The sequence below is a fragment of the Halorubrum luteum genome, assembly GCF_054652935.1.
This window is the reverse complement of record NZ_BAAIGT010000002.1, coordinates 1,808,502-1,830,473: the sequence shown is the minus strand read 5'-3', so window position 1 is coordinate 1,830,473 and position 21,972 is coordinate 1,808,502. Positions and strand designations below refer to the sequence as shown.

Below are 21,972 nucleotides of genomic sequence, written 5' to 3'. Positions count from 1 at the left end.
TGTCGAGGGCGGTGGAGTTATATCCTGCTGGGCTGTTACGTGTCTCCAGTGAGCGCCACAGTGGAGAAGCGGACGGATCCGCCGGGCGAGTCCGACCACGTCATGGCGGCGTGGGAGCTCAAAGAGCGGATCCGTCGATCGGACGGCGTGCTCCGACAGCGCCGCGGCTTCTTTACCGACGCCTATCGACGCTCCACGACTCACCTCCTCTTCGAGGACGACGATCTCGTCGGGTTCGCGTCGGTTCGACGCGACGGCTACATCCTCTTTCTCGCGGTCGATCCGGACTGCCGCGGCTGCGGCTACGCGGAACGACTGATCGCCGACGTTGCGGAAAACCACCGATCCGTCTCCTGTCACGCGCGGACGACCAACGAGCCAGCACTCGGCTTCTACGAGCACCTCGGATTCGAGGTGAAGCGCCGGATCGACGACTACTACGAGGACGGCGGGGATGCCTACTACCTCACGCTCGGCGAGGAGACGCTCCGCGAGCGACTCTCCGACTTCGTCCGACGGTAGTTCGGCTCACGCACGGCGTCGCGTGTCCCGCGTATCGAGTCGGTCGGTTCCGTCCGAGCTCGGGCCCGATGCGCTTCCCAGAGACGTGGGATCGACAGCCATTAGCGCCCGCCGCGAGGAGACGACGCCATGACCGATGCCACTCCGACTGCGGCGGAGCTCGCCGACCGCGTCCGCGCGGGCGACCTCCGTCTCCACGAGCTCGAGGAGCATGCCGACGCCGACACGGCCGCAACCGCGCGCCGTCGTCTCGTCGCGGCGGAGTCCGACGCCGACGTCGACGTGCTCGGCGAGTACGTGTTCGACGCGGCCGACGCGGAGCCGAACATCGAGAACATGGTCGGCGCAGTACAGATCCCGCTCGGCGTTGCCGGTCCGGTGACGATCGACGGCGGGGTGCTCTCGGGCTCGCGATATCTCCCGCTGGCGACGACGGAGGGAGCGCTCGTCGCGTCGATCAACCGGGGCTGTACCGTGCTCAACGACGCCGGAGGAGCGACCGCTCGCGTGACGAAGACGGGAATGACGCGCGCACCGGTGTTCCGCGTCGCCGACGTCGCCGAGGCCGAGGCACTCGTGGGGTGGGTCCGAGGGAACGAGGACGCGCTTCGGGAGGCCGCGGAGTCGACGACGAGTCACGGTGAACTGCTCGATGTGACGCCGTACGTCGTCGGGAACAACGTCTACCTCCGGTTCCGTTACGACACGAAGGACGCGATGGGGATGAACATGGCTACCATCGCGACCGGAGAGGCCTGCGACGTGATCGAGGCGGAGACGACCGCCTCGCTCGTCGCGCTGTCGGGGAATCTCTGTTCGGATAAGAAACCCGCCGCGATCAACGCAGTCGATGGCCGGGGGCGGTCCGTCGCGGCCGATGTCGAGATCCCCCGCGAGGTCGTCACGGATCGGCTCCACACGACGCCGGAGGCGATCGCCGAGATCAACACTCGAAAAAACCACGTCGGGGCCGCGAAGGCGGGGGCGCTCGGGTTCAACGCCCACGTCGCCAACGCGGTCGCGGCACTGTTCTTGGCGACCGGGCAGGACGAGGCGCAGGTGGTCGAGGGGGCAAACGCGATCACGACCGCCGAGACGACTCCCGACGGCGATCTGTACGTCTCGGTGTCGCTCGCCAGCCTGGAGGTCGGCACCGTCGGCGGCGGGACGAAACTACCGACGCAGACGGCCGGACTGGAGATATTGGAAGTCAGCGGCGGCGGCGATCCCGCCGGGTCCAACGCCGACGCGCTGGCGGAGGCGATCGCGGCCGCCGCGCTTGCGGGAGAGCTCTCACTGCTGGCGGCGCTCGGGTCGCGACACCTCTCGTCGGCGCACGCGGATCTCGGTCGGTAGCGATATCGATCGTCGTGGCCGGGAGCGACGGCAGATGTTGGTAGTCGTCGGATGTTCCGTGCGTCGCCACGGTCGTCGGAGAGGGGTCACACGAGCGGCCGTTGCCGGCGTCCTCGTTCGATAGCGTCACGGACGAGCACCACACCTCCAATCGCGGCCGCGAGGATCCCGGCCCAAGCGCCGATCCCCTCGCCCGAGGCGGCCGCAAGCGCGATGCCCCACCCGGCGAGCAGATGCCCGGTCGCCTGGGCTGTGTGTCCCGTGACCGCCGAAGCGGCTCCGACGACGATCAGCGCGACTGCACACACGACGAGGAGCGCTCGGAGCGCGCCGACGGCGTCCGGACTGATAGGGGTCCCCATCGGGTACCCGATGGTTGCCGCTCCCACGACTACTGCGCCAGCGGAGGCCAGACGCCGAAGCTGCATTGTGAAGCCGTACCACACGAACACGTAAAAACGTCAGTCAGACGGATGTCATCTCTCCGCCGCCGACAGTGGTTTCGTCGGCTGCTGAGGCGGTGTCTCAGGTGTGATCGCGAAGCCGCTGGTCGTGGCGGCGTCGGTGCCGCCCGGAGATGGTCAGTCGTCGGCGCGGATCTCGTCGGGATCGGAGTCACTCGAGCCGGTGCTCCCGGCCGCTCCGTCTGCGAGCATCGGGGTCCCGTCAGCACGCGGGCCGAGCAACGGGCCGTAGGGACCGCCGTCGACATCGATGCGGCGGCGGGTCCGGTAGTCGGTGGAGCGCTCCACGGGTGTCCGGCCGATGGCCGTGATCATCTCCACGTAGTCGTTGAACGAGCGGTACTCGCCGTACTCGCCGCCCGCACGCTTCGTGATCTCCTCCGAGAGGATCGTCCCCATGAAATCATCGGCACCGCAGTTGAGCAGTTTGAGTCCGTGGGCATCACCGGATTTCACCCACGACGCCTGTACGTGATCGACGTTATCCAAGAACAGTCGAGCGACCGCGATGACGAGTTCGTCCTCGTCGCGTGACGGACCGCCGTCGACGACGCCGTGGCGATAGAGTGGCGTATCCCGATGGATAAACGAGAGGGGGACGAACTCGGTGATCCCACCGGTTCGGTCCTGCAGGTCCCGCACGACGCCGAGATGCTGGGCCCGGTGGGCGACCGTCTCGACGTGACCGTACATCATCGTTGCCGTCGTGTCGAGTCCGGCAGCCATCGCGCCCTCCATCGCCGCCACCCAGTCGTCCGTGCCGATCTTACCGGGACAGATCACCTCGCGCACCTCGTCGACGAGGATCTCCGCAGCGGTCCCGGGGGCGGAGTCGAGTCCGGCAGCGGCGAGTTCGCGGTACACCGACTCGTAGCTCCAGTCGGTCCCCCGCCTCGCGTGGTACGCCTCCTCGGGCGTCATCGAATGGAGATGGACTCCGCCGATCGACATCGCCTCCATCTGCTCGACGTACGTTCCGGGATCGGTCGCGTACGCCGCGGGCGGCTTGTAGTTCACCGCGCTCTCGGCGTCGTCGTGTCCCGCGAGGATCTCGTGGTGCTCGTCGTTCAACGCGAACGCCGGGTGGAGTCCGGACACCGAACACACCTCGTAGATCCCCATCTCGAGGGTGGCATCGACGACCGCGCGCGACTCAGCAGGCGTTTTGGTGAACCCGGCGTGGTCGACGTCGTTGCCGGCCTCGAACGCGTGGGCGCTGTCCTTGAAGTTACAGAACAGACACCCCGTGTTGCAGGCGGTGGTGACGTTGTTGTTCAGATTGGCGACGAACGTCACGTCCTCGCCCACTTCCTCGGCGCGGCGGCGGTCCGCGAGCTCCAGCACCTGCTCTTTCCGGACCGGGTCGAACCCGGATGTCTCCGTTCCCGTCGCGAGGAGCTCCGTGGCGTCGTCGACCGTCAGCCGAACGCCGTCGCGAGCTTTCGCGAGCGCGTTCTCGAAGGACTGGTCGGTCGCCGGATCGGCGAAACCCAACGCCTCCGGGTCCAAATCACGCGCCGACGTCATCCTCTATGCCTCCCCGCCGCATGGTTAAAAGCGGGACGGTACCGACACCGGGTGAAACGACATTCACTTACCCGGTGCCGTGAGGCGGTCGCGACGGGGTTGCGGTGCGGTCGGGTGGGGTTGAAAGGGGCAGTCGTGATCCCCGCGAGCGGAGCGAGGAGCGCAGCAAGGCGCGCGAGCCGTCGCGGCTGGGGCTTTCAGATCGTTCGTACTCGTCTCACGCTGGAGTGCTCGCATACGCGATACCGCCTCATCTCTGTCGAGCAATCCGCGGCCGTAACCGAGCGCGATGACGCCGATGGAACCGTGAACTTCGATGCCAGCGTCTGATGCTGCCTCTCGGGCTGCGAGGTCGTCGGTCAAAAGAACGGCTCCCCGAACCTCCGCGACCGCAATCGCAGCGCGTTCTCCGGCATCCAGTTCTTCAGCACCGATTCGGCTTTCGTCGGCTTCGACGAATTCGTACGAGAGGTCGGCCAACCCGTCCGGAACACCACCGGAATCGATCTCCTCGTAAACAATCTCTGGAACGAGGAGCGTGTCAAACGTCGAGAGAAGTTCGAGCGAATCGATTTCGGCGAGGTGAATGAGCGGTCCTGCGTCCGAGACAGCCGCTAGCGTCACGCGTTCAGGCCCCAGTCAACGTCTTCCTCGACAACCTCACGCTCTCGGTCCGCACGCTCGACTTTCGTCCGACCGACGCGCTCGATGGCTTCCTCGCGGTCGAGTTCGCCCTCAAGGTACCGTGCGAGTACGAGGTCTTTCCACAGGTCTTCGAGCCCGCGTTCGAGTGCCCGCTCGAACACCTCGGACTCGGGGAGGCCGCGAGCCTCCGCGATTTCTCGAACCCGATCGGAAATTTCGGCGGCCATACAGAGTGATTACTCGGCAACGTTCATAAATCCGCGTCTACCCGCCCGACGAGAATCTGACCAGGGCCTATGTCTACTGTGGCCACAGCCAGATCCCGTCAGAGACGCCGTTTACCCTGAAAAATAACGGCCTCGGCACTCATAGGGCTCGTCATCGCTGGTGCCGAGTCAGCTCGGAGCGGTGATTCGTCATCGGCCGTCCGACGCTACGCCACGTTAGTTAAAAAGCGTCCGGGCGCGAGTCGTGACCGCACCTCACGCCTCCCCAGCCTCGGCGGCGGCTCGCGCGTTCCGCGCTCGCCGCCGCCCCCCTCGCGCGCGCTTGCTCGCGGCAACCGCGTGACTGACCATGTCGCGAACGACATCGCCACTCATCGCTCGTTCATCGCAGATTGAAACTATGCGTAGTTACATACTGCGCAAAAAAGCTAAATAGATCGTGTGAGAACGTTGTATCGTTGATGATGCAACGCCGTGAGCTGCTCGTCGCGACCGCGGCCGGAGCGACGACGCTCGCCGGATGCGCAGGCGGTGGTGACGGGACCGACGAGGCTGCGATCCGTGACGAAACACTCACGCTCACGACGACGACGAGCACCTACGATACGGGTCTGCTGGGCGAGGTGAACGCCGCGTTCGAGGACCGGTACGGCGTTACCGTCGACGCCGTCGCACAGGGGACCGGAGCGGCACTCGAAACCGGACGATCGGGTGACGCGGACGTCGTGATGGTTCACGCCCGGTCGCTCGAGGACGAGTTCATTCGGGAGGGCCACGGCGTCAATCGCCGGGATCTCATGTTCAATGACTTCGTCATCGTCGGTCCCGAGGACGATCCTGCCGGGATCGACGGCGTGAGTCAGGCGAGGGAGGCGTTTCGGACGATCGCCGAGACCGAGTCCACGTTCATTTCTCGCGGTGATACCTCCGGAACGCACACGAAGGAGCTCGCCATCTGGGACGAGGCTGGCGTCGAACCCGGTGGCGAATGGTACCGGGAGGCCGGAAGCGGGATGGGTGAGGTGCTGAACCAGGCAGCCCAGACGCCCGGCTACACGCTCACGGACCGGGGGACATACCTCTCACAACGGTCCGAGCTCGACGTGTCCATCCGCGTCGAAGGTCCGATCGAAGGCGGACCGGAACGCCTCGCGAACCCGTACGGCATCGTTGCCGTCAACCCCGGCGTTCACGAGAACGTCAACTACGATCTCGCCATGTCGTATATCGGGTTTGTAACGTCTCAGGAGGGCCAAGACGTCATCGAACAGTACACCGTCGAGGGCGAGCAGCTGTTCTTCCCCGAATCCGTTTCGGCCGAACCGAACTTCCAACAGTACGTCCCCGAGGACTGGACACCTGACGAGGAGTAATCGACTACATGATCGAGATGATGTCGTCAGTCGTTCCGGCCGCGGACATCCTTGCTCCGCTCGGCGTCGAGTTTCCGTTCGAGCGGACCTACGTCGAAAGCATCATCTACGTCTCGTTGTACGTGAGTCTCACGGCGGTGCTGATCAGCACGCTCGTAAGCGTGCCCATTGCGATGCTCGTCGGATTTGCGGAGTTTCCCGGCAAGGGGGTCGTCGTCGCCGTTATCAACACGGGAATGGGATTCCCGAGCGTCGTCGTCGGCCTCGTCGTGCTGTTCGCCGTCTCGAATCAGGGACCGCTCGGCACGTTCGATCTGGTGTTCACGAAGGAGGCGATGATCATGTCACAGTTCGTGCTCGCCACGCCAGTTATCACCGGTGTGAGCCTCGCTGCCGTCACCGGCATCGAGGACGGCGTCCGGGACGCCGCGTACGCGATGGGTGGAACGCGTCTCGACGTTGCGCTCGTCACGATCAAGGAGGCTCGTTACGGTATCGTGACCGGCATCCTGGCCGGACTGGGGCGAGCGATCAGCGAAGTCGGATCGGTGCTGATCGTCGGCGGGAACATCGCCAGCGCCGACGGTACGTCAGTGACTCGGACGTTGACCACCGCGATTCAGCTTGAGGCCAGGCAGGGCCGTTTCGAGCTGGCGCTGATCCTCGGTGCGATCTTGCTCACGCTCGTGTTGGCGATCAACGGCATCGTGCTTCGACTCGGGGGTGGACGCGTCTAATGTACAACCAACCCGGACAGCAACGACAGCAGTCCGGACGGGAGCAACAACAGCATGGACAGGGGCAACAACAGCACGGACAGGGGCGACGGCGGACGACGAACGACGGCCTCGCAGTCGCAGCCGTCAGCCACGGATTCGACGGCTCCGACGTGCTCGACGGGGTCACGCTCGGGATCGGACGGGGAGAGACGGTGGCGATCATCGGCCCCTCCGGCACCGGGAAGACGACGCTTCTCCGGCTGCTGTCGCTGTTCGATGATCCGGACGCGGGAACGGTCGAGATGGACGGGACGGACGTGTGGACCCTGTCCGAGCGGGAGCGACTCAACGTTCGGCGACGCATCGGGATGGTGTTTCAGGAACCACACCTCTTCGACGCGACCGTCCGTCGGAACGTGAGCTACGGCCGGCGCATTCGACGGTCCTGGCGCGACCGGCTCGGTCACTGGGTGTCGCGGCTCGGAGGAGATGCTTCGAGTGACGCGGTCGCCGAGGCGCTGGAGACCGTCGGCCTCTCGGCGCTTGCGACACAGTCGGCGAACTCGCTATCGGGCGGTGAGGCACAGCGGGTGGCGTTCGCTCGCGCACTCGCGTACGAGCCCGACTTTCTCCTTCTCGATGAACCCACATCCGACCTCGACCCCCGGAACACCGCCGCTCTCGAGGACGCGATCGCGACGGCACGGGACCGCGGGCTCGGCGTCGCGATCGCGACGCACGATATGCATCAGGCCGAACGCGTCGCAAACCGCGTCGCCGTGATGCTGGAGGGGCGGCTTATCGAGGTCGGTCCGACCGACCGCGTGTTCACGGACCCCGAGGACCCCCGAGCCCGGAAGTTCATCGACGGCGAACTCGTCTACTGAGACGGCAGCTCTCGATGCGAGGTGAGACCTCTCAACAGGGATCAACGTGGACGCTCGCGATCCGGGTCCAGTGGACAGCCGCCGAGGTGGACGGACAAGCTTCTAATGCGCTCCGACGAAGCGTGTCAGTAATGGAGGAACCGAGCGGGGAGGGGAACGCAGCGCTCGTACGGGGCGGAGTGGAGTTCGACGAGCGGGACGCGACGCTGCTTCGGGAGATAGACGAGACGGGATCGGTAGCGAAGGCGTCGACGATTCTCGGTCGTTCTCGCGCACGCGACCTCTCCCGGATCGACGAGCTCGAATCGGCGTTCGGCGACCTCGTCGACCGATCCCGTGGCGGACCGGACGGCGGCGGAAGCAGGGTAACCGACAACGCGACGCGGCTACTGAACCGGTACGAGCGGCTGCAGGTTGCGCTATCCGCGACCGCGCAGGTACCCGAAACGGTGCTCGAAGGGACCGTCTCGTCCGTCTCGGGTGAGCTGGCGGACGTTACCACGAGCGTCGGTTTCGTCCGCGGGTTACACGACGGGGTGACGCGCGACGACCACGTGCAGGTTCGGATCGGGGCCGACGCGCTCACCGTACTCGACCCGGCAGCAGATCCGGACCTCGATTCGACGAGCGCGCGAAACCGTCTGTCCGGAACGGTCACCGACATCCGGCGTGGCGAGACGGTGTTTACCGTCCGTGTCGACGTCGACGGGGTCGACGTGCGAGTCCTCGTGACGGAGGACAGCGCGCGCCGACTCGAGCTAGCTGCAGGACGCGAGGTGGTGCTCACGTGGAAAGCGACGGCGACGCGGATTGTTCACGAACTCTGAAATGTATTAACTCCAGAAAATAGCGCGTTTGCTTCAGTTCGTTCAGAAACAGCGCCGGCCGGGACCCCCGCGAGCAGCGCGAGCGGGGGGTCGACCGGTGGACGACCATCGGGAGTGCGCCGGCCGGGATTTGAACCCGGGCCATGAGCTTGGAAGGCTCAGGTCCTACCACTAGACCACCGGCGCGCGTTCCGATCGAAACGCCGCCGGAATAAGGACCTTACTCTTTCGTTTCACTGCTTTCGGTCGACTCGTACTGCGACGAATCGCCGTTCTTATCGGGTCCACCCTGCTGTTCGACATCGACACCCACGTCGATATCGTTGGTACTCGCCGACGCCCCGTTCGTTCCGTTCGTCGAACCCTCCACCGCCCCGTCAACCCACCCGAACTCAGTGCCGTTCTCATCGGAACGTGGTGTCGAACGGGTACCGTCTACGGTCGCGTCGGTTTCGAACTTATCGACCGTCGCACGGAGCTCCTCGGCCCGCGTGTTCAGATCGTCGACTCGGGAGGAGACGGCGTCGAGCGTCGTCGCCTGCTGTTCAGCGAACGACGCAACGGTGGTCGCTTCGGCAGTCGTCTGTTGGCTGATCCCGGCGAGCTCGTCGACCGCGCCCGTGACATCGTTGACCGATGCCGCCTGCGCGTCCATCGCACCGGAGATCTCCTGGACGCCGTCGTCCGCCTCCGCGACACGGTCGGAGATGTCCGCCAGCGCTGCTTCGGCGTCCTCGACGGTTTCGACGCCCGATTCGACGCCTCCGCGGATGGCACTCATCTCGGCCACGCTGTCGTCCGTGCGCTCGCGAAGCTCGTCGATGAGCGCTTCGACCTCCGCGGCGGACTCCTGTGTCTCCTCCGCGAGGGTTTTCACCTCCTCGGCGACGACGGCGAATCCGGAGCCCGCCTCGCCCGCGCGAGCCGCCTCGATCGACGCGTTGAGCGCGAGGAGATTCGTCTGGTCGGCGATGTCGGAGATCGTCTCGACGATCTCGTCGACCGCCTCCATCTCCGATTCCAGCCGCTGCACCGTCTCCGAGGCGGACACTGACCGCTCCTCGATCCGGTGTAGCTCCGTCACTGCCTCGCTCGCCGCCTCTCGCCCCGTTTCGGTGAGCTCGTCTGCCCGCTCGGAGGTCGTCGCGACCTGGTCCGCGGAGGCGGCAACCTCCTCGATCGTCGCCGACATGTCCTCCATCTCCCCGGCGACATCCGAGAGCTGCCGGCTCTGTCGCTGTGCGCCCGCGGAGATCTCGTCGACCGCCTCGCTCGTCTCTTGACCGGCCGACGCCACCTCCGTCGTCTCCTCCGTGACGGACGCGCTCTCCGTCGCGACCGACTCCGCGAACGACTCGACCTCCGCGACCGTCGCCTCCAGCTCCGCCATCGCCTCGTTGAACGCGTCCGCGACTTCGTGCAGCGCGTCCGGGTCCTCCGGTTCAGCGGAGAGCCGGGCCGTGAGGTCGCCGTCGGCGCATGCGCTCATGGTGTCGCCGAACGCCGTCGCTCTGGCTTCGAGCCGCTCGGCGACCGCGTCGCTTTCCGCCTGCGCGGTCTCCGCCCGCCGTTTCTGTTCCTCGGCAGTCTCTATCTGCTCGCGGAGCGAGTCACGCATAGCGCCGAACGACCCGTACAGCTGCCCGATCTCGTCTCGGCGCTCCGTTTCGAGGTCCACGTCGAGGTCGCCATTCTCGAGCTGCCGGGCTCGCTCGCCGAGACGGTCGAGCTCGACGACGGTGCCGCGACCCAGCGTGACGCCGAGCAGTCCGAGCCCGATGACGGCGACGCCGACGATGATGAGGAGATTGCGGGCGATGTCGCCGGAGAGTGCGTACGCCTCGGACAGCGGAATGTGAACGGCGACGAGCCAGTCCGTCGACGATACCGGCGCGTACGCGAGGACGTACTCCGCATCTCCCGTGAACGCGGTCCGCGTTTCGGGGGTGAATCCGACGGTCTCGAACCCGTCGCTCATCGCGTCCCAGGCGTCGTCGTACTGCTCGCCCTCGATCCCGTGGTGGTCGCTTGCGGCGACAGCGCCGTCGGCGGTGACCAGAGTCGTGAACGAGCCGTCGGTTGGCTGTCGGAGGTCCCCGATGACCATCGAGAGGTTCAGTTCCATGACGAGATAGTTGCCGTCAGGAGTCGACGTCACGTACGCCACACGTCGGTCCCCCGCCTCACCGTACGCCGGGCTGGCGTACACGTCGCTGCCGTACACGAGGTTTCGCGTGACCCACTGACGGTCCGCGATCGGCTCCGCCGTGCCGTCAGCGCTCATCGTGATCGTTTCCAGATCCTCGCGGTCGACGTAATAGAGTGCGACCAGCTCCTCGGGGAGGCTAATTCGTTCGGCATCTAGATACCCCTCGATCACGTCCGGTTGGTTCCGAAACATGTCGCTGTCAGCGATGTCCCTGAGTTCAGCCTGACGATCCCCGGCCCAGACGTCGATCTGGGTACCGCTCAGTTCGGCGACGGCGGTGTAATCCTCCTGCGCCTCGGCCTCGAGATGCGTCGTGGTCTCCACGTAGGTGACGGCGCCGACCGCACCGATCAACACGACGACGAGCCCCAGCGCGATGGCGAACTTCGCGAGGTAGCTTCGATCGACGAACCCCGGAACCAACCGGTCGCGTGCGCTCCGTAGGAGATGCCTCATTATTTCCACTGGATCGATCGGGAGGCATTATACTACGCATCTGAATATTGTACTTGATAATTGTGTTTTCCGGCCGTACAACCAGGCGTCATCGCGTCGGCCGGACGACCGCATAACAGTTCCCGCTCGACGTCTCCATATCGACGAGCTCACACGCACTGTCCCTGATGTCCGCCTCGAACTCGTCCGGCGCGTAGATGTGATAGTAGCGCGGCACCGTCTCGCCGTCGGGAAGCGTCCAGTCGACCGTCGTGTCGAACCCCTCGATTCGGTCGAATTTGTCGTGGGTCGTGCTCCAGGCGCTCACGAGCGCGACGCCGTCCGGACGGAGCACCCGGGCGAGTTCGTTCAGACTTCGCCGCCGCGCGCCGCTCGACGGGAGGTGGTGGATCGTCGCGACGTACACGGCCAGTCCGACGGCGTTGCTCGCGATCGGGAGTCGCTCGGCGTCGCCGTGGACGAACGTCGCCCGACCCTCGAAGCCGCGTTCGGCGGCCCGGATCCGGGCTTCCTCGAGCAGCTCGCGGCTCACGTCGACGCCGACGACGACGCTCGCGTGTTCCGCCAACAGCTCCGTGTGTCTTCCGTTGCCGCATCCCACGTCGAGCGCCCGGTCCACGGACCGATCCGTCAGGAACGCCTCGACCTCGGGCCACGCGTACTCCCGCGTTTTCGAGAAATGCGTGGCGATCCGGTCGTACGTCGACTGCGGGTCCATATCCGGACGACGACACGAGCGAGTAAATACGCGGTGACTGTCGTCCGCACCTCGCGACGAACGACTGCGGGATTCAATACCGCCGCGATCGGTCGCTCGCCGCTCACAAGCGCCGCGATCGGTCGCTCGCCGCTCACAGCAGCCCGATCGCCGACAGCGTCACGACGGCGACGGCGAGAAGCACCACGGCGTGTTTCGCCCCGTCACGGACCGATCCTTCCCCGAGTTGGCCGGCGACGAACCCCGAACAGACCGCCTGTATCGACGCCGCGTGGAAGAACAGCTGCTCGTACGCGAACACGTCAATCTCCCCGATCCCATCGGCGAAGCCGCCGACGTCGGAGACGCCGTCTCCCGCCGCTCCGAGCGCGGCATCCTCGATCGCGGGAATAAACGACACGGAGAGCGCGACGATGATCCCCAGAAACACCAGAAACGAGATGTAGATGACGATGAGGTACGTCAGCATCACCTGTCGTCGCTCGCGCCGGAGCCGCTGGGTCGACCGGGCTTCGTCGGCCGCGATCCGGAGCACCGGCCCCAGGTCGCCGCTGGCGGACATCGCGTTCGTAACGAGCGTGACCGTCCGCGATAGAAGTGGTGACCGGACACGCCGGTCCAGCCGCCGAAACGCGGAGGCGACGTCCGCGCCCAACCGCACGTCCCGCCACGTTCGCTCGAGTTCCGGGGTCAGCGCATCGAGATCGGAGTCCGTGATACGGCGAACGCTCTCGACGATCGACGTGCCCGCTTCGTTGGTGCTAGCGAGCCGGTCCAGAAAATCCGGAACGGCCCGCTCGATCCGTCGCGTTCGTCGCTTGCCGACCTCGTACAGGATCGCGTAGGAGGCGAACACGAACGCCGTCGCGACAACGATCGGAGTGTCAATCTGCGCGACCGTTCGGGTCGGAGATCCAACCGTTATCGGAGTCACCGCGACGCCAACGAAGACGGCCCCGATCGGGACGCTGACCCAGAGTACCGTTCCGGGCGTTCGAAGGAGGGTTTCGATCGGCGAGGTGACGGCGTCGATGCGGTCCCGAAACCGATCGTGGGCGGCCAGCCGCTCCCGGCTTTCGTGCCACCGATCCGACGCGACACCGCCGTCAGGAACGGTGAACGGCTCCGTGGACGACCCCTGATCGAATGCGACCGTCTCCCCGCCGCCGACGCCGTGCGTGACGCTATCGACGTAGACGATAAAGCCGAACGTCGCAAGCGGGATACCGAGGTACACGACGGCACGCAACAGTGGGAGGGTGTCCGCCAACACGAGACCGATGACGACGAGGATCGTGATGAAAAACAGCGGGCCGGCGACGAGCGCCGTCACGTATGCCTCGGCGAACGTCGACAGGAGTTCGAGGTACTGCTGTTGTTTCGCCTCGGCCTCCTCCTGATATTGACGATGCTGGTCGCTGAGAAACTCCGATAGCGACTGGCCGGAGCCGAGCACCGACGCGAGGTTCTCCGAGAACTCCGCGAGATTCTCGCTTGGAGTCCGTCTCGCCGTCCGTTGCAGCGCGGTCAACGAGTCGGTTGCGAACGTGTTCATATCCCGGACGGCGACTGCGAGTTCGGCCGCTGCCTCGCCGTACACTGACTCGTTCGCAGCGAGGGTGTCCATCATCTTCGGAAACGGGGTTCCCGACCGCGAGAGCGCGTACATGAACGCGACGGTTCTCGGCAGCGTCGCGTCGATTTCGGCCGCTCGGGCGGCGCCTCGCTGTCTGAGCAGTTCCCAGCGCCCGTAGTAGAATCCGGCTGCGAGCACTCCCCCACCGATCGGGATGACGACCGCGAGCAGACCGAACAGCTCCGGAGCGGTCAGCGTATTCACGCTTGCAACCGCGGCGAGACCCGAGAGGGGGTCCGGGAGCATAGTGGCGAGAGCGTCGCCGTCAACACCGGACGCCGTGAACGCCCCCGCAATCGCGTACACCGCCATAACACTGCCTGCGCCGCCGAGCAGTACCGCGTACAGCAATGTTCGTGACGCGTACACGCGATGGGTCTCATCGACGTGAGCGGCACGCAGCAGGCTCCGTTGTGTTTCACGATCCGAACTGCGATCGGCGACGTACTCCCCGAACAGCGCCAGCCCGACCCGCGTCAGTCGGAGCCTGACGCGCTCGTCGACCCATGAAAGGAGAACGAACAGCACGACGCTGATCGCGCATACAAGCGGGAGATACGCGATCATTGTTTTCCGCTTTCGACGCTGGATTCGGACCGATGATCGGTGTCGGCTACCGGGTCGTCGTTCTCGCCGTCGGTTCGCGCAGCAAGTCGGCTCATCACGCGCTCGCTGTCGGCGTAATACTCGTTAACCAGCGCGGTGAACTGTCGATATCCGGTGACGCCGAGTTCGCGCAGCCGTCGCAGAAACCGCTCCCGACGGTCGATCTCCTGGAGAAGCTCCCGCCGACTCCATCCTCGTTCCGTCTGGATCTCGCCAAGCAGCGCCGAATCGTTCCGTCGGAACTCGTCCGATTCGGCCCGCCACTCGAACGCCGACGAGTAGTTGAGCTCACCGGTTCGGCCGTCGATCTCGCCGATCTCGCCGATCACTTTCGCTCGCCTGAGCCGCTCGCCGCCCGAGCGAGTGAGCGTCTGTACCGACAGCATATCCAGTGACTGGACCATCGATCGAGGGACGTTGATCGGAGCGTTCTCCAGTCGGTTGATGACCGTCTCGATCGAGTCGGCGTGCATCGTCGAGAACGTGGTGTGACCCGTGTTCATCGCCTGAAACAGCGTGATCGCCTCCTCACCACGAACCTCTCCGACGATGATGTACTCGGGACGGTGACGCAGTGCGGACCGAAGTAGGTCGTACATGTCGACGTCGGACCCGTCGTGGAGTCGCTCCCTGGTGACTGAGGAGAGCCAGTTGTCGTGATACAGGGACAGCTCGCGAGTGTCCTCTATCGTTATCACTTTCGCTCGCGGCGGGATGAACATCGAGACGGCGTTCATCGACGTCGTCTTTCCCGATGCGGTGCCGCCCGCGAAGATGAGACTCTTGTTGTGCTCGATGCACAGCCAGAAGTACGCCATCTGCTCGACCGAAAACGTGCCGTACTCGATCAGGTCGATCGGGGTGAACGGGCTCTCTGCGTACTGTCTGATCGTGAATGCGGAGCCGCGAGGCGTCACCTCCTCGCCCAGCGCGAGTTCGACGCGCGAGCCGTCCGGAAGCGTCGTCCCGACGATCGGGTCGCCGACCGAGATATGTCGTCCCGACCGCTGTGCGAGTCGGATGACGTAGTTGTCGAGCTCCCGTTCGGCGAAGGAGACGTTCGTTTCGACGTCGGTGTACTCATCATGGTACACGAAAAGCGGCAGGTCGTACCCGTCACACGAGATATCCTCGATGTGACGGTCGTGGAAAAGCGGATCGACTTTCCCGTAGCCTCGGAAGTCACGATACAGGTAGTACAACAGGCGATAAAACGTCGACATCCCCGCATCGACCCCATACTGCTCCAGCAGCGTTTCGAGCTCCGCGGCGAGCGTCGTCTCGTCGACGGGATCGGCGTCGCGGTACAACAGCGGGCCCCGTATCTCGTCGCTCACTCGGCCTAACAGCGTTCGCTCGAACTCGTCGAGCTCCGGCTCGACGGCGTAGTATCGGTGTTCACTCTCCTCCTCGTCGAGCGTGATCACCACGTAGGCGTACGGGGCGTTCACCCAGTACCGCGTTACCTCACGCTCGGCGCTCGGCGGCGAAAAGGATGCGAGCGGTCCATCCTCGTCCGGTTTGAACGGCCGAACGTCGATGTCGGAGCCTCGTAGCATCTCCCACGTTCGCGTGAGGCGTCGCCGGAGCCCACTGATCCGACGCGCGGTCTCGCCCAGTAGTGCGTCGCTCGACATCGCTAGCTACGGAGCGATACGCCCCCCTAACTTAAAATCGCTTCCGCGCTCGAAACGACGCGATCGGCGACCCCGTCCGTGGTTACTAACAGATACGCCGTTACGTTCATACGCGGTGAGACCGAAGAGTAGCATAGCAAATGCGGCGTGACTACTTCGATCTCAGCGTCGAGGGCGTCTCCGGGGATGACGAGGAGTCGTCAATGCCGTTGGTTACGATCGACTTCCACGGACCGGACGGTCTCTTACGGGATCGGCTCTCGAACACTGATGGAGCACTCCTCGATGCCGAAGCGATCGACGTTGCGTTCCGGCTCCGGGAGCCGCTCTCGACGGGAGCAGAGGGCGTCGTCGGCGTCACGAACCGGTTTACGGGTGATTTCGTTCTCGAACTCAACGAGACCTCGGACGACGTGCTTCCGTTCATTCACGCCGCCCGGGAGTACGGCGATGCGACGGATGACGAGGCCCGCTACCGGATCGAGATCGACATCGACGGCAAGCGACTCGTGAGCTACGACAAGGAAACGTTCCTCGTGTACGACCACGAGGGGAATCTCCTACGTAGTGAGAGTCTGATCCCATCCGGCGTCGAACTGTAGCTTGACTCTCTTTCCGGCGACCGCGTCACCACCATAGGCCGGGAAGACCGTAACGGCTGCGACGAGAACGTTCGTGTCGAGGAGTACCCTCATAACCGTTCGCGGACATCACGAACGGCTTCGACGGGGTCTACCTCGACATCAAGCCCCAGCTCAGAGAGTGCTTGTCCGAGTGGGACCGTCTCGTCATCATCGGGGTCCGAGGAAACGAACTCCTCGAAGTCGTCCGAAGTGAGGCTCATATTCTATGTTATCCATCAACTCTCAAAACACTACTGGTGGCCCCGTTGTCCGTGAAGAGGCGACAAATTTCCGGACCGTCGGTTCGACTATGCGACTCGTTATAAACGTATCCGAGGCGGAGATCGGGTCCGCACCCATCAGAAGTTCATCCGTTTCTGTGTGCTTGACTGACCACCGGATCGAGTGAACGTGGTCATCGATGACTGAGCCGCCATCGTCACGTTGTCCGAGCTGGGCACGTTGACCACTCCTAGATGGGGACGGCAGAGTACGAAGCAGTCGCTCAGGATGGAAAAAGAATGTGAGTACGTGTTTACCCCCAGAACGATTTCGCCACTCTCTCGTAAGTTGCCCCTGACCTCGTAGTAGAGCAATGCAGACGACAGGGTATTCCCCGAGGGACGGTCTCCGGCAGGGAGACCGTCCCGTGTCTTCTGCACTAGCCGAGGGGGGTTCTGATGGTTACTGATGAGAAAGTGAAGCAACTGCTTGAGCGGATCACTGCCCTCGAAAACCGCGTTGATGAACTTGAGCAGGAGAACGAAGAACTGAGGCAAGAAAATCAGCAACTCCGTAAAGAGAACAAGCGCCTCAGAGCCAAGATCCGATGGTACGAAGGACCACATACACCGCCGAGCAAGGACCAGTCGGAGCAAGAGGAGTCGTCCTCGTCCGACGGGGACGAGGACGACGAACAGCGTACTGACGGTGGCACGCCCGGCCGAAAGTCCGGACATGACCCGGAATGGCGCGACGCTCCCGATCCAGATCAAGAAATCGAGGTCACCTGTGACTGCTGTCCAGACTGTGGTGAGGCGTTCGACGAGTCGGCGGGCGTCAGCCCCCGACTCGTCGAGGAACTCCCTGACCCACAGCCACCGGAAGTCACTCAGTACAACCGGCACCACTACGAGTGTCACTCCTGTGGAGCTGAAACCGTCGCCTCACACCCCGACTGCCCCGATGAGGGGCAGTTCGGGGTGAACGTCATCGCACAGGCAGCGCTCTCTCGGTACGACCACCGTCTTCCATACCGGAAGATCGGCGACCGCTTCGAACAGCTCCACGGACTGGAGTTGTCTGGCGCGTCTGCATGGCACGCGACCGAGCGCGCTGCGCGCGCCGGTCGCTGTGAGTACGAGCAGATCCGCCACCAGATCCAGCAAGCCGACGTTGTCCACGTTGACGAGACTGGAATCAAACGTGACGGCGAACAGGCGTGGATCTGGACGTTCACTACCGAGGAACATACGCTGTACGCGGTCAGGGAGAGTCGAGGAAGCGATGTTCCCGCAGAAGTCCTCGGCGAGGACTTCGCGGGAACGGTCGTCTGTGATGGCTGGACGGCGTATCCGGCCTTCAGCAGCAACCTCCAGCGGTGCTGGGCGCATATTCTACGGGAGGCTGAAGACGCCGCTGAGAAGCAACCGGAAGGCGAACCGATCCACCGTGCTCTCAAACAGCTGTACGTCGCTCTCCAGATTCGACTGGAGAGCGACTTGACAGTTCGTGAGCGAGCAGAACTCCAGCACGTGGCCCGGAGAGAGCTTGAGTCGCTGATAGAGCGGTCAGTGCCCGACGGACCAGTGGCAACACTACTCGGGAAGATCGAAGGAGGCCTCGACCACTGGCTCACCTTCATCGGTGAGCCAGCGGTCTCTCCGACGAACAACGCGGCTGAAAACGCGCTTCGTGAGCCGGTGGTTCTCCGGAAGATCATTGGAACGCTCCGGAACGACCGCGGTATGTTCGTGCATGAGACGCTGCTGTCCCTGCTGGCGACCTGCCGCCAGCAGGGACGTAATCCCTACGAAGAATTCAAGCGAATCGCTCGAAACAATGAGATGATTTCACGAACTCAGGCAGTGCCCGCTGTTGCGTCCTCGGGGTAAATACATACGAATGTGAGAAGTGTAGCTGTTCGCTACTCGTTCCCGAACATCTGGCGCATCACGACATCTCGTTATGATACTGTTGGGACGATCAGAGCGCCGATCCCGCCGCCTTCTTGCGATCTTCTTTCGAGCCGTCTCACTTAATACCCCTGTGTCGAGATGTCGATAAGACTGTCTGAGGTGCTCATTTGCGTCGAATTGAGAAAAGTGAGATTCGAGAAACACAGAAGAACACCACTGAGCATCAAGCGGGAATGGTATTTATATTGGTATTTTATAGAATGGGCTTTTAGCCCCTATCAGGCCCTAAACAACCCATATAATACTTGAGTTTTCAAATTGCCGATAGCTCTAAGTGTGCGGAGCCCAGCTTCCTGCTGAGGAGATGCCCGAAAGCAGCTACATCCAGATCCGCGTATCCAAAGAGCGGAAGCAGCGGTGGAAACGAGCCGCCGACAATTCCCCCGAATGGCGAAGCCTGACCCAATTGATGGTCACCAGCGTCGAACACGAGCTGATGGACAACGAGTCCGAAGAGGCCGTTGGCGAAGTTGAACTCGATCGTGTCCACGAGCGGTTCGAGACGCTCGCCGACAAGCTCGACACCGTCGAAGACAGGCTGGACGAGACCTACTTCCTCGTTCGGGATGACGAGTCGAACTACACGGAGATCACGGCCCGGATCCACGACCTCATTCCGGAAGTCGACGATCGCGAAGCGATCCTCTCGACAGAACCGAACGAGGATGACGAGCTTGAGGAGATCATCCGCAAGACCGGCAGCGCCTCTCACCTTGTGAGGCTGCTTCAAGGGGAGGACTACAAGCCGCTCAACATCAAGGAAGCCATCGAGCGACTCGACCGTGACTCGGCGACAGTCGAAGCAACGTACGCGCGCCCGCAAGAAGAGAAGGACAAGCGGGTGTATCGGATGGTGGAGTGACCGATGAAGTTCGATCTTTCTATCCCGGGGCCGTCAGTTGACGAGGTACTCGAGTACGAGATCGTTACTGAAGCCGAAGCTGAAAAAAGCGAAAACGAACTCGACCCGCACCCGGCAGCCGATACGCTCCGGGAGTTCGCTGTCGATGTCGCCGCAAAGAAGTCCGAGGACTCAGCCGAACGGTACTACCGAGGCGTGAAGCCGTTGGTGGCGTGGCTGGATGCAGAGCGCGACATCGCAAACCCGGTTGAGGCCGACGGATCGGACGTCGGCGACTATTTGAAATGGCTCGTCAACACCCCGTGGGCTCGAAACTCCCGTTCGAATCGGTTCGCCGCCTGCCAACGGTTCTATCGTTGGGCGAAAGACGAGGGGCCACTCGAAGAGAATCTCACCGAAGATCGGAGTATCAATAACTACGATCTCGACCCCGGAGAACTGGAAAAGAGCCGTCGGGAGACTGACGAGTCGGACGACTACAAGTGGATCGAGCGGTCGAAAGCGGTCAAGCTCTGGCAGCCCGAAAACATCCCCTCCCCGCGCGTGCGCAACGAGCTGCTTCTCAAGTTGCTTTGGTACACCACGTGCCGGACGAGAGCGATATCCGAAGCGGTCATCGCCGCTGACGATCCCGACAACGGCCTCAATCGTGAGGAGGGTAAGCTCAAAGTTCCGAATCTAAAAAAGGGAGACGATCAGGCCGATTATCGTTGGGTGTACTACCCAAACGAGATCATCGAACCCCTTCTCCAACAGTGGCTCGATCAGGGACATCGAACCGCGAGTCCGTACGCCTACGAGAGCGATCGGCTGTTCGTGACGAACCAGAAGCCGTTCATGCGTCCGAGCTACATTTCGCGACAGGTCAAGGAAGCCGGGTTCAACGCCGATATTCAGGAAGTAACGGGATACGACGTCCACGGGAACCCGCGGTGGAAAGTGACTGGACACTGCCTCCGTCACTCGGCAGCCACGTGGTACGCCAACGAGACATCCCTCGACGTCCACTTCCTGAAGAAGCAAATGGGTCATAGCAAGCTCGAAACGACGATGAAGTACGTCCACGACCATCGTCAGTCTCGGAAACGGGCGTTCCAGCGCGCGTGGAACGTCTAGTAGAACTCGTTGAAGTTATCGACCGGTTAGATGGATGCAGCCGAACGAATTGTAAGCTCCAGATAAGTCGGAAGGTGGAGGCATCCTTTTAACAACTGCGCGTAAATTCTGATATCAAATGACCAGTACGGCCGGTGACTATTCTGTACAAGACGCAAAGGAGAGCCTCGATGTTCTTCGAGCTGTCCCGGATCGAGTCGTCGAAGCCATCGAAGATGCGGAGAGTGAGCAGGTGCTCGAGTTCCTCATTCGGGAGCAGACTCTTGACATTCATCACGAGGGGGATCAGGGCGTCGGAGAGATCAGGCGAGCCGTGCTCAAATCACCACTCGCATCTCAGGAGTTGAAGCGGACAGTCATCACTCGCGGTGACGATACACCCGATACCGTACTCGTTCCCGACGACGTAAGACGGAACGCCCTGACCGCTCTTCGCACCGGAAAACCGGTCGTTCTCTACGGCCCGACAGGTACCGGGAAGACCACATTCGCGAAACAACTGGCCCTACGCCACTGCGTCGGCTACTCGCTACACACGGCGACGCCGTCATGGACTGCCAAGGACATAATCGGGGGTATCGGCCCGAAACTCACCGGTGCAACCGGCGTGCGGTCTCTCGGATACGAGACCGAACTCGGAGCCGTCTCCGAGGGCGTCAAGCGCGCACGCGACTTCGAGATCCCGTACGCCGTCATCCTCGACGAGATCACCCGAGCGGACATCTCGCAGATCTTCGGCCCGCTGTACACCGCCATCGAGAACCGGAATCAGACCCTCATCGAAACGGATGACGGAGAAACAATCGAACTCGACGAGGACGTGAGCATCATCTGTACGATGAATATGTCCGATCGGACGGTCAACGAGTTGGACAACGCGATCACCCGGCGCTTCGCGATGATCGAACTCGACGAGTACGAGGATGAGGACAGACGAGAGCTGTTCCAGATCTGGGTCGAAGACAACCTCGGAGACATTCCACTGATCGAAAACGACGAACTGCTCGAGCTGTTCGAGGCTGACTACGACGGCATCAATCACGGCTCCGAGCGCGCTTCCCGAGGGCCAATTATGCGGTTCGGCCCGATGCATTACCGCGACGTGACGGTATTCCTGCGGGAAGCACTCCGTGAAGACGAGTTGTACATGGACGACCCCGAAGCCGCAGTCGGGCAGGCGTTCCGTACTTTCATCGTTCCGAGGTTGCTGAACTCCGCGGCCTTCCCTCAGATCGAGCAAATCGAGGAGCACTACCGGGCCCTCAACGACAGATTCGACGCGTTCGACCTCGCACCGGCCGCGGAGTTGGCGAGCCGCGAACTCGAAGCGGAACGACGCCAGATGGGCTCCTACGAGACATAAG

At 63.2% G+C, this 21,972-nt stretch carries 19 protein-coding genes, 1 tRNA gene and 1 pseudogene; 11 read left to right on the top strand and 10 right to left on the bottom strand.

The window, feature by feature from the left end; translation table 11 throughout:
- Nucleotides 1-48 precede the first annotated feature (48 nt).
- Both ACYQ0R_RS09010 and hmgA read left to right on the top strand, forming a co-directional pair.
- Nucleotides 49-522, top strand: coding sequence for a GNAT family N-acetyltransferase (locus tag ACYQ0R_RS09010; protein ID WP_459822634.1), 474 nt, complete (start codon nucleotides 49-51; stop codon nucleotides 520-522).
- 129 nt (nucleotides 523-651) lie between these two features.
- Nucleotides 652-1,878, top strand: a complete 1,227-nt coding sequence (gene hmgA / locus ACYQ0R_RS09005; protein WP_459822631.1) for a hydroxymethylglutaryl-CoA reductase (NADPH) — start codon at nucleotides 652-654, stop codon at nucleotides 1,876-1,878.
- Nucleotides 1,879-1,964: 86 nt separating this feature from the next.
- Here hmgA and ACYQ0R_RS09000 read toward each other — a convergent pair whose 3' ends face one another.
- The 4 genes and pseudogenes from ACYQ0R_RS09000 to ACYQ0R_RS08985 all read right to left on the bottom strand — a co-directional run bounded on the left by ACYQ0R_RS09000 (nucleotide 1,965) and on the right by ACYQ0R_RS08985 (nucleotide 4,741).
- A complete protein-coding gene (locus ACYQ0R_RS09000; protein ID WP_459822629.1) occupies nucleotides 1,965-2,306 on the bottom strand; it encodes a hypothetical protein in 342 nt (113 codons plus the stop codon).
- A gap of 153 nt (nucleotides 2,307-2,459) precedes the next feature.
- Nucleotides 2,460-3,869, bottom strand: coding sequence for a 7,8-didemethyl-8-hydroxy-5-deazariboflavin synthase subunit CofH (gene cofH / locus ACYQ0R_RS08995; RefSeq protein ID WP_459822627.1), 1,410 nt, complete (start codon nucleotides 3,867-3,869; stop codon nucleotides 2,460-2,462).
- A gap of 210 nt (nucleotides 3,870-4,079) precedes the next feature.
- Nucleotides 4,080-4,493: pseudogene (locus tag ACYQ0R_RS08990) on the bottom strand (PIN domain-containing protein); the annotation flags it as partial.
- Complete coding sequence (locus ACYQ0R_RS08985; protein ID WP_459822624.1) at nucleotides 4,490-4,741, bottom strand: hypothetical protein; 252 nt, start codon at nucleotides 4,739-4,741, stop codon at nucleotides 4,490-4,492. The gene ACYQ0R_RS08985 and the pseudogene ACYQ0R_RS08990, both read right to left, overlap by 4 nt.
- A 458-nt stretch (nucleotides 4,742-5,199) precedes the next feature.
- On the opposite strand from ACYQ0R_RS08985, the gene ACYQ0R_RS08980 reads away from it, so the two are divergent.
- The 4 genes from ACYQ0R_RS08980 (at nucleotide 5,200) to ACYQ0R_RS08965 (ending at nucleotide 8,547) form a co-directional block, all read left to right on the top strand.
- Nucleotides 5,200-6,114 (top strand): ABC transporter substrate-binding protein, encoded by a 915-nt coding sequence (locus ACYQ0R_RS08980; RefSeq protein ID WP_459822621.1) that lies wholly within the window; start codon nucleotides 5,200-5,202, stop codon nucleotides 6,112-6,114.
- Between the two features lie 17 nt (nucleotides 6,115-6,131).
- A complete protein-coding gene (locus tag ACYQ0R_RS08975; RefSeq protein ID WP_459825728.1) occupies nucleotides 6,132-6,851 on the top strand; it encodes an ABC transporter permease in 720 nt (239 codons plus the stop codon).
- Nucleotides 6,851-7,720, top strand: a complete 870-nt coding sequence (locus tag ACYQ0R_RS08970; protein WP_459822618.1) for an amino acid ABC transporter ATP-binding protein — start codon at nucleotides 6,851-6,853, stop codon at nucleotides 7,718-7,720. The genes ACYQ0R_RS08975 and ACYQ0R_RS08970 overlap by 1 nt, the downstream gene beginning before the upstream one ends.
- Before the next feature lie 131 nt (nucleotides 7,721-7,851).
- On the top strand, nucleotides 7,852-8,547 hold the full coding sequence (locus ACYQ0R_RS08965; RefSeq protein ID WP_459822615.1) for a TOBE domain-containing protein: 696 nt from the start codon (nucleotides 7,852-7,854) through the stop codon (nucleotides 8,545-8,547).
- A gap of 115 nt (nucleotides 8,548-8,662) precedes the next feature.
- On the opposite strand, the gene ACYQ0R_RS08960 is transcribed toward ACYQ0R_RS08965, so the two are convergent.
- From ACYQ0R_RS08960 to ACYQ0R_RS08940, 5 genes are all read right to left on the bottom strand, one after another.
- Nucleotides 8,663-8,733, bottom strand: a tRNA-Gly gene (locus tag ACYQ0R_RS08960).
- 34 nt (nucleotides 8,734-8,767) lie between these two features.
- Nucleotides 8,768-11,212 carry a methyl-accepting chemotaxis protein gene (locus ACYQ0R_RS08955; protein ID WP_459822613.1) on the bottom strand — a complete coding sequence of 815 codons (2,445 nt, stop codon included), beginning with the start codon at nucleotides 11,210-11,212 and terminating at the stop codon, nucleotides 8,768-8,770.
- 88 nt (nucleotides 11,213-11,300) lie between these two features.
- The gene (locus ACYQ0R_RS08950) at nucleotides 11,301-11,930 is read right to left on the bottom strand and encodes a class I SAM-dependent methyltransferase (protein WP_459822610.1); all 630 of its coding nucleotides are present in this window, start codon (nucleotides 11,928-11,930) and stop codon (nucleotides 11,301-11,303) included.
- Nucleotides 11,931-12,063: 133 nt separating this feature from the next.
- Nucleotides 12,064-14,133 carry a type II secretion system F family protein gene (locus tag ACYQ0R_RS08945; RefSeq protein WP_459822607.1) on the bottom strand — a complete coding sequence of 690 codons (2,070 nt, stop codon included), beginning with the start codon at nucleotides 14,131-14,133 and terminating at the stop codon, nucleotides 12,064-12,066.
- Complete coding sequence (locus tag ACYQ0R_RS08940) at nucleotides 14,130-15,809, bottom strand: type II/IV secretion system ATPase subunit (protein WP_459822604.1); 1,680 nt, start codon at nucleotides 15,807-15,809, stop codon at nucleotides 14,130-14,132. Before ACYQ0R_RS08940 ends, ACYQ0R_RS08945 begins: the two co-directional genes overlap by 4 nt.
- 140 nt (nucleotides 15,810-15,949) lie before the next feature.
- Here ACYQ0R_RS08940 and ACYQ0R_RS08935 point away from each other — a divergent pair, with 140 nt between their 5' ends.
- Nucleotides 15,950-16,411, top strand: coding sequence for a DUF5793 family protein (locus ACYQ0R_RS08935; RefSeq protein ID WP_459822602.1), 462 nt, complete (start codon nucleotides 15,950-15,952; stop codon nucleotides 16,409-16,411).
- A gap of 89 nt (nucleotides 16,412-16,500) precedes the next feature.
- Here ACYQ0R_RS08935 and ACYQ0R_RS08930 read toward each other — a convergent pair whose 3' ends face one another.
- A complete protein-coding gene (locus ACYQ0R_RS08930; protein ID WP_459822599.1) occupies nucleotides 16,501-16,653 on the bottom strand; it encodes a hypothetical protein in 153 nt (50 codons plus the stop codon).
- Between the two features lie 459 nt (nucleotides 16,654-17,112).
- On the opposite strand from ACYQ0R_RS08930, the gene tnpC reads away from it, so the two are divergent.
- The 4 genes from tnpC (at nucleotide 17,113) to ACYQ0R_RS08910 (ending at nucleotide 21,971) form a co-directional block, all read left to right on the top strand.
- Complete coding sequence (gene tnpC / locus ACYQ0R_RS08925; RefSeq protein ID WP_459821240.1) at nucleotides 17,113-18,546, top strand: IS66 family transposase; 1,434 nt, start codon at nucleotides 17,113-17,115, stop codon at nucleotides 18,544-18,546.
- Nucleotides 18,547-18,934: 388 nt separating this feature from the next.
- Nucleotides 18,935-19,492: a hypothetical protein gene (locus ACYQ0R_RS08920; RefSeq protein ID WP_459822597.1), complete on the top strand. Its 558-nt coding sequence runs from the start codon at nucleotides 18,935-18,937 to the stop codon at nucleotides 19,490-19,492.
- Between the two features lie 3 nt (nucleotides 19,493-19,495).
- Complete coding sequence (locus ACYQ0R_RS08915; protein WP_459822594.1) at nucleotides 19,496-20,608, top strand: tyrosine-type recombinase/integrase; 1,113 nt, start codon at nucleotides 19,496-19,498, stop codon at nucleotides 20,606-20,608.
- Nucleotides 20,609-20,726: 118 nt separating this feature from the next.
- Nucleotides 20,727-21,971: an AAA family ATPase gene (locus ACYQ0R_RS08910; RefSeq protein ID WP_459822592.1), complete on the top strand. Its 1,245-nt coding sequence runs from the start codon at nucleotides 20,727-20,729 to the stop codon at nucleotides 21,969-21,971.
- Nucleotide 21,972: the final 1 nt, after the last annotated feature.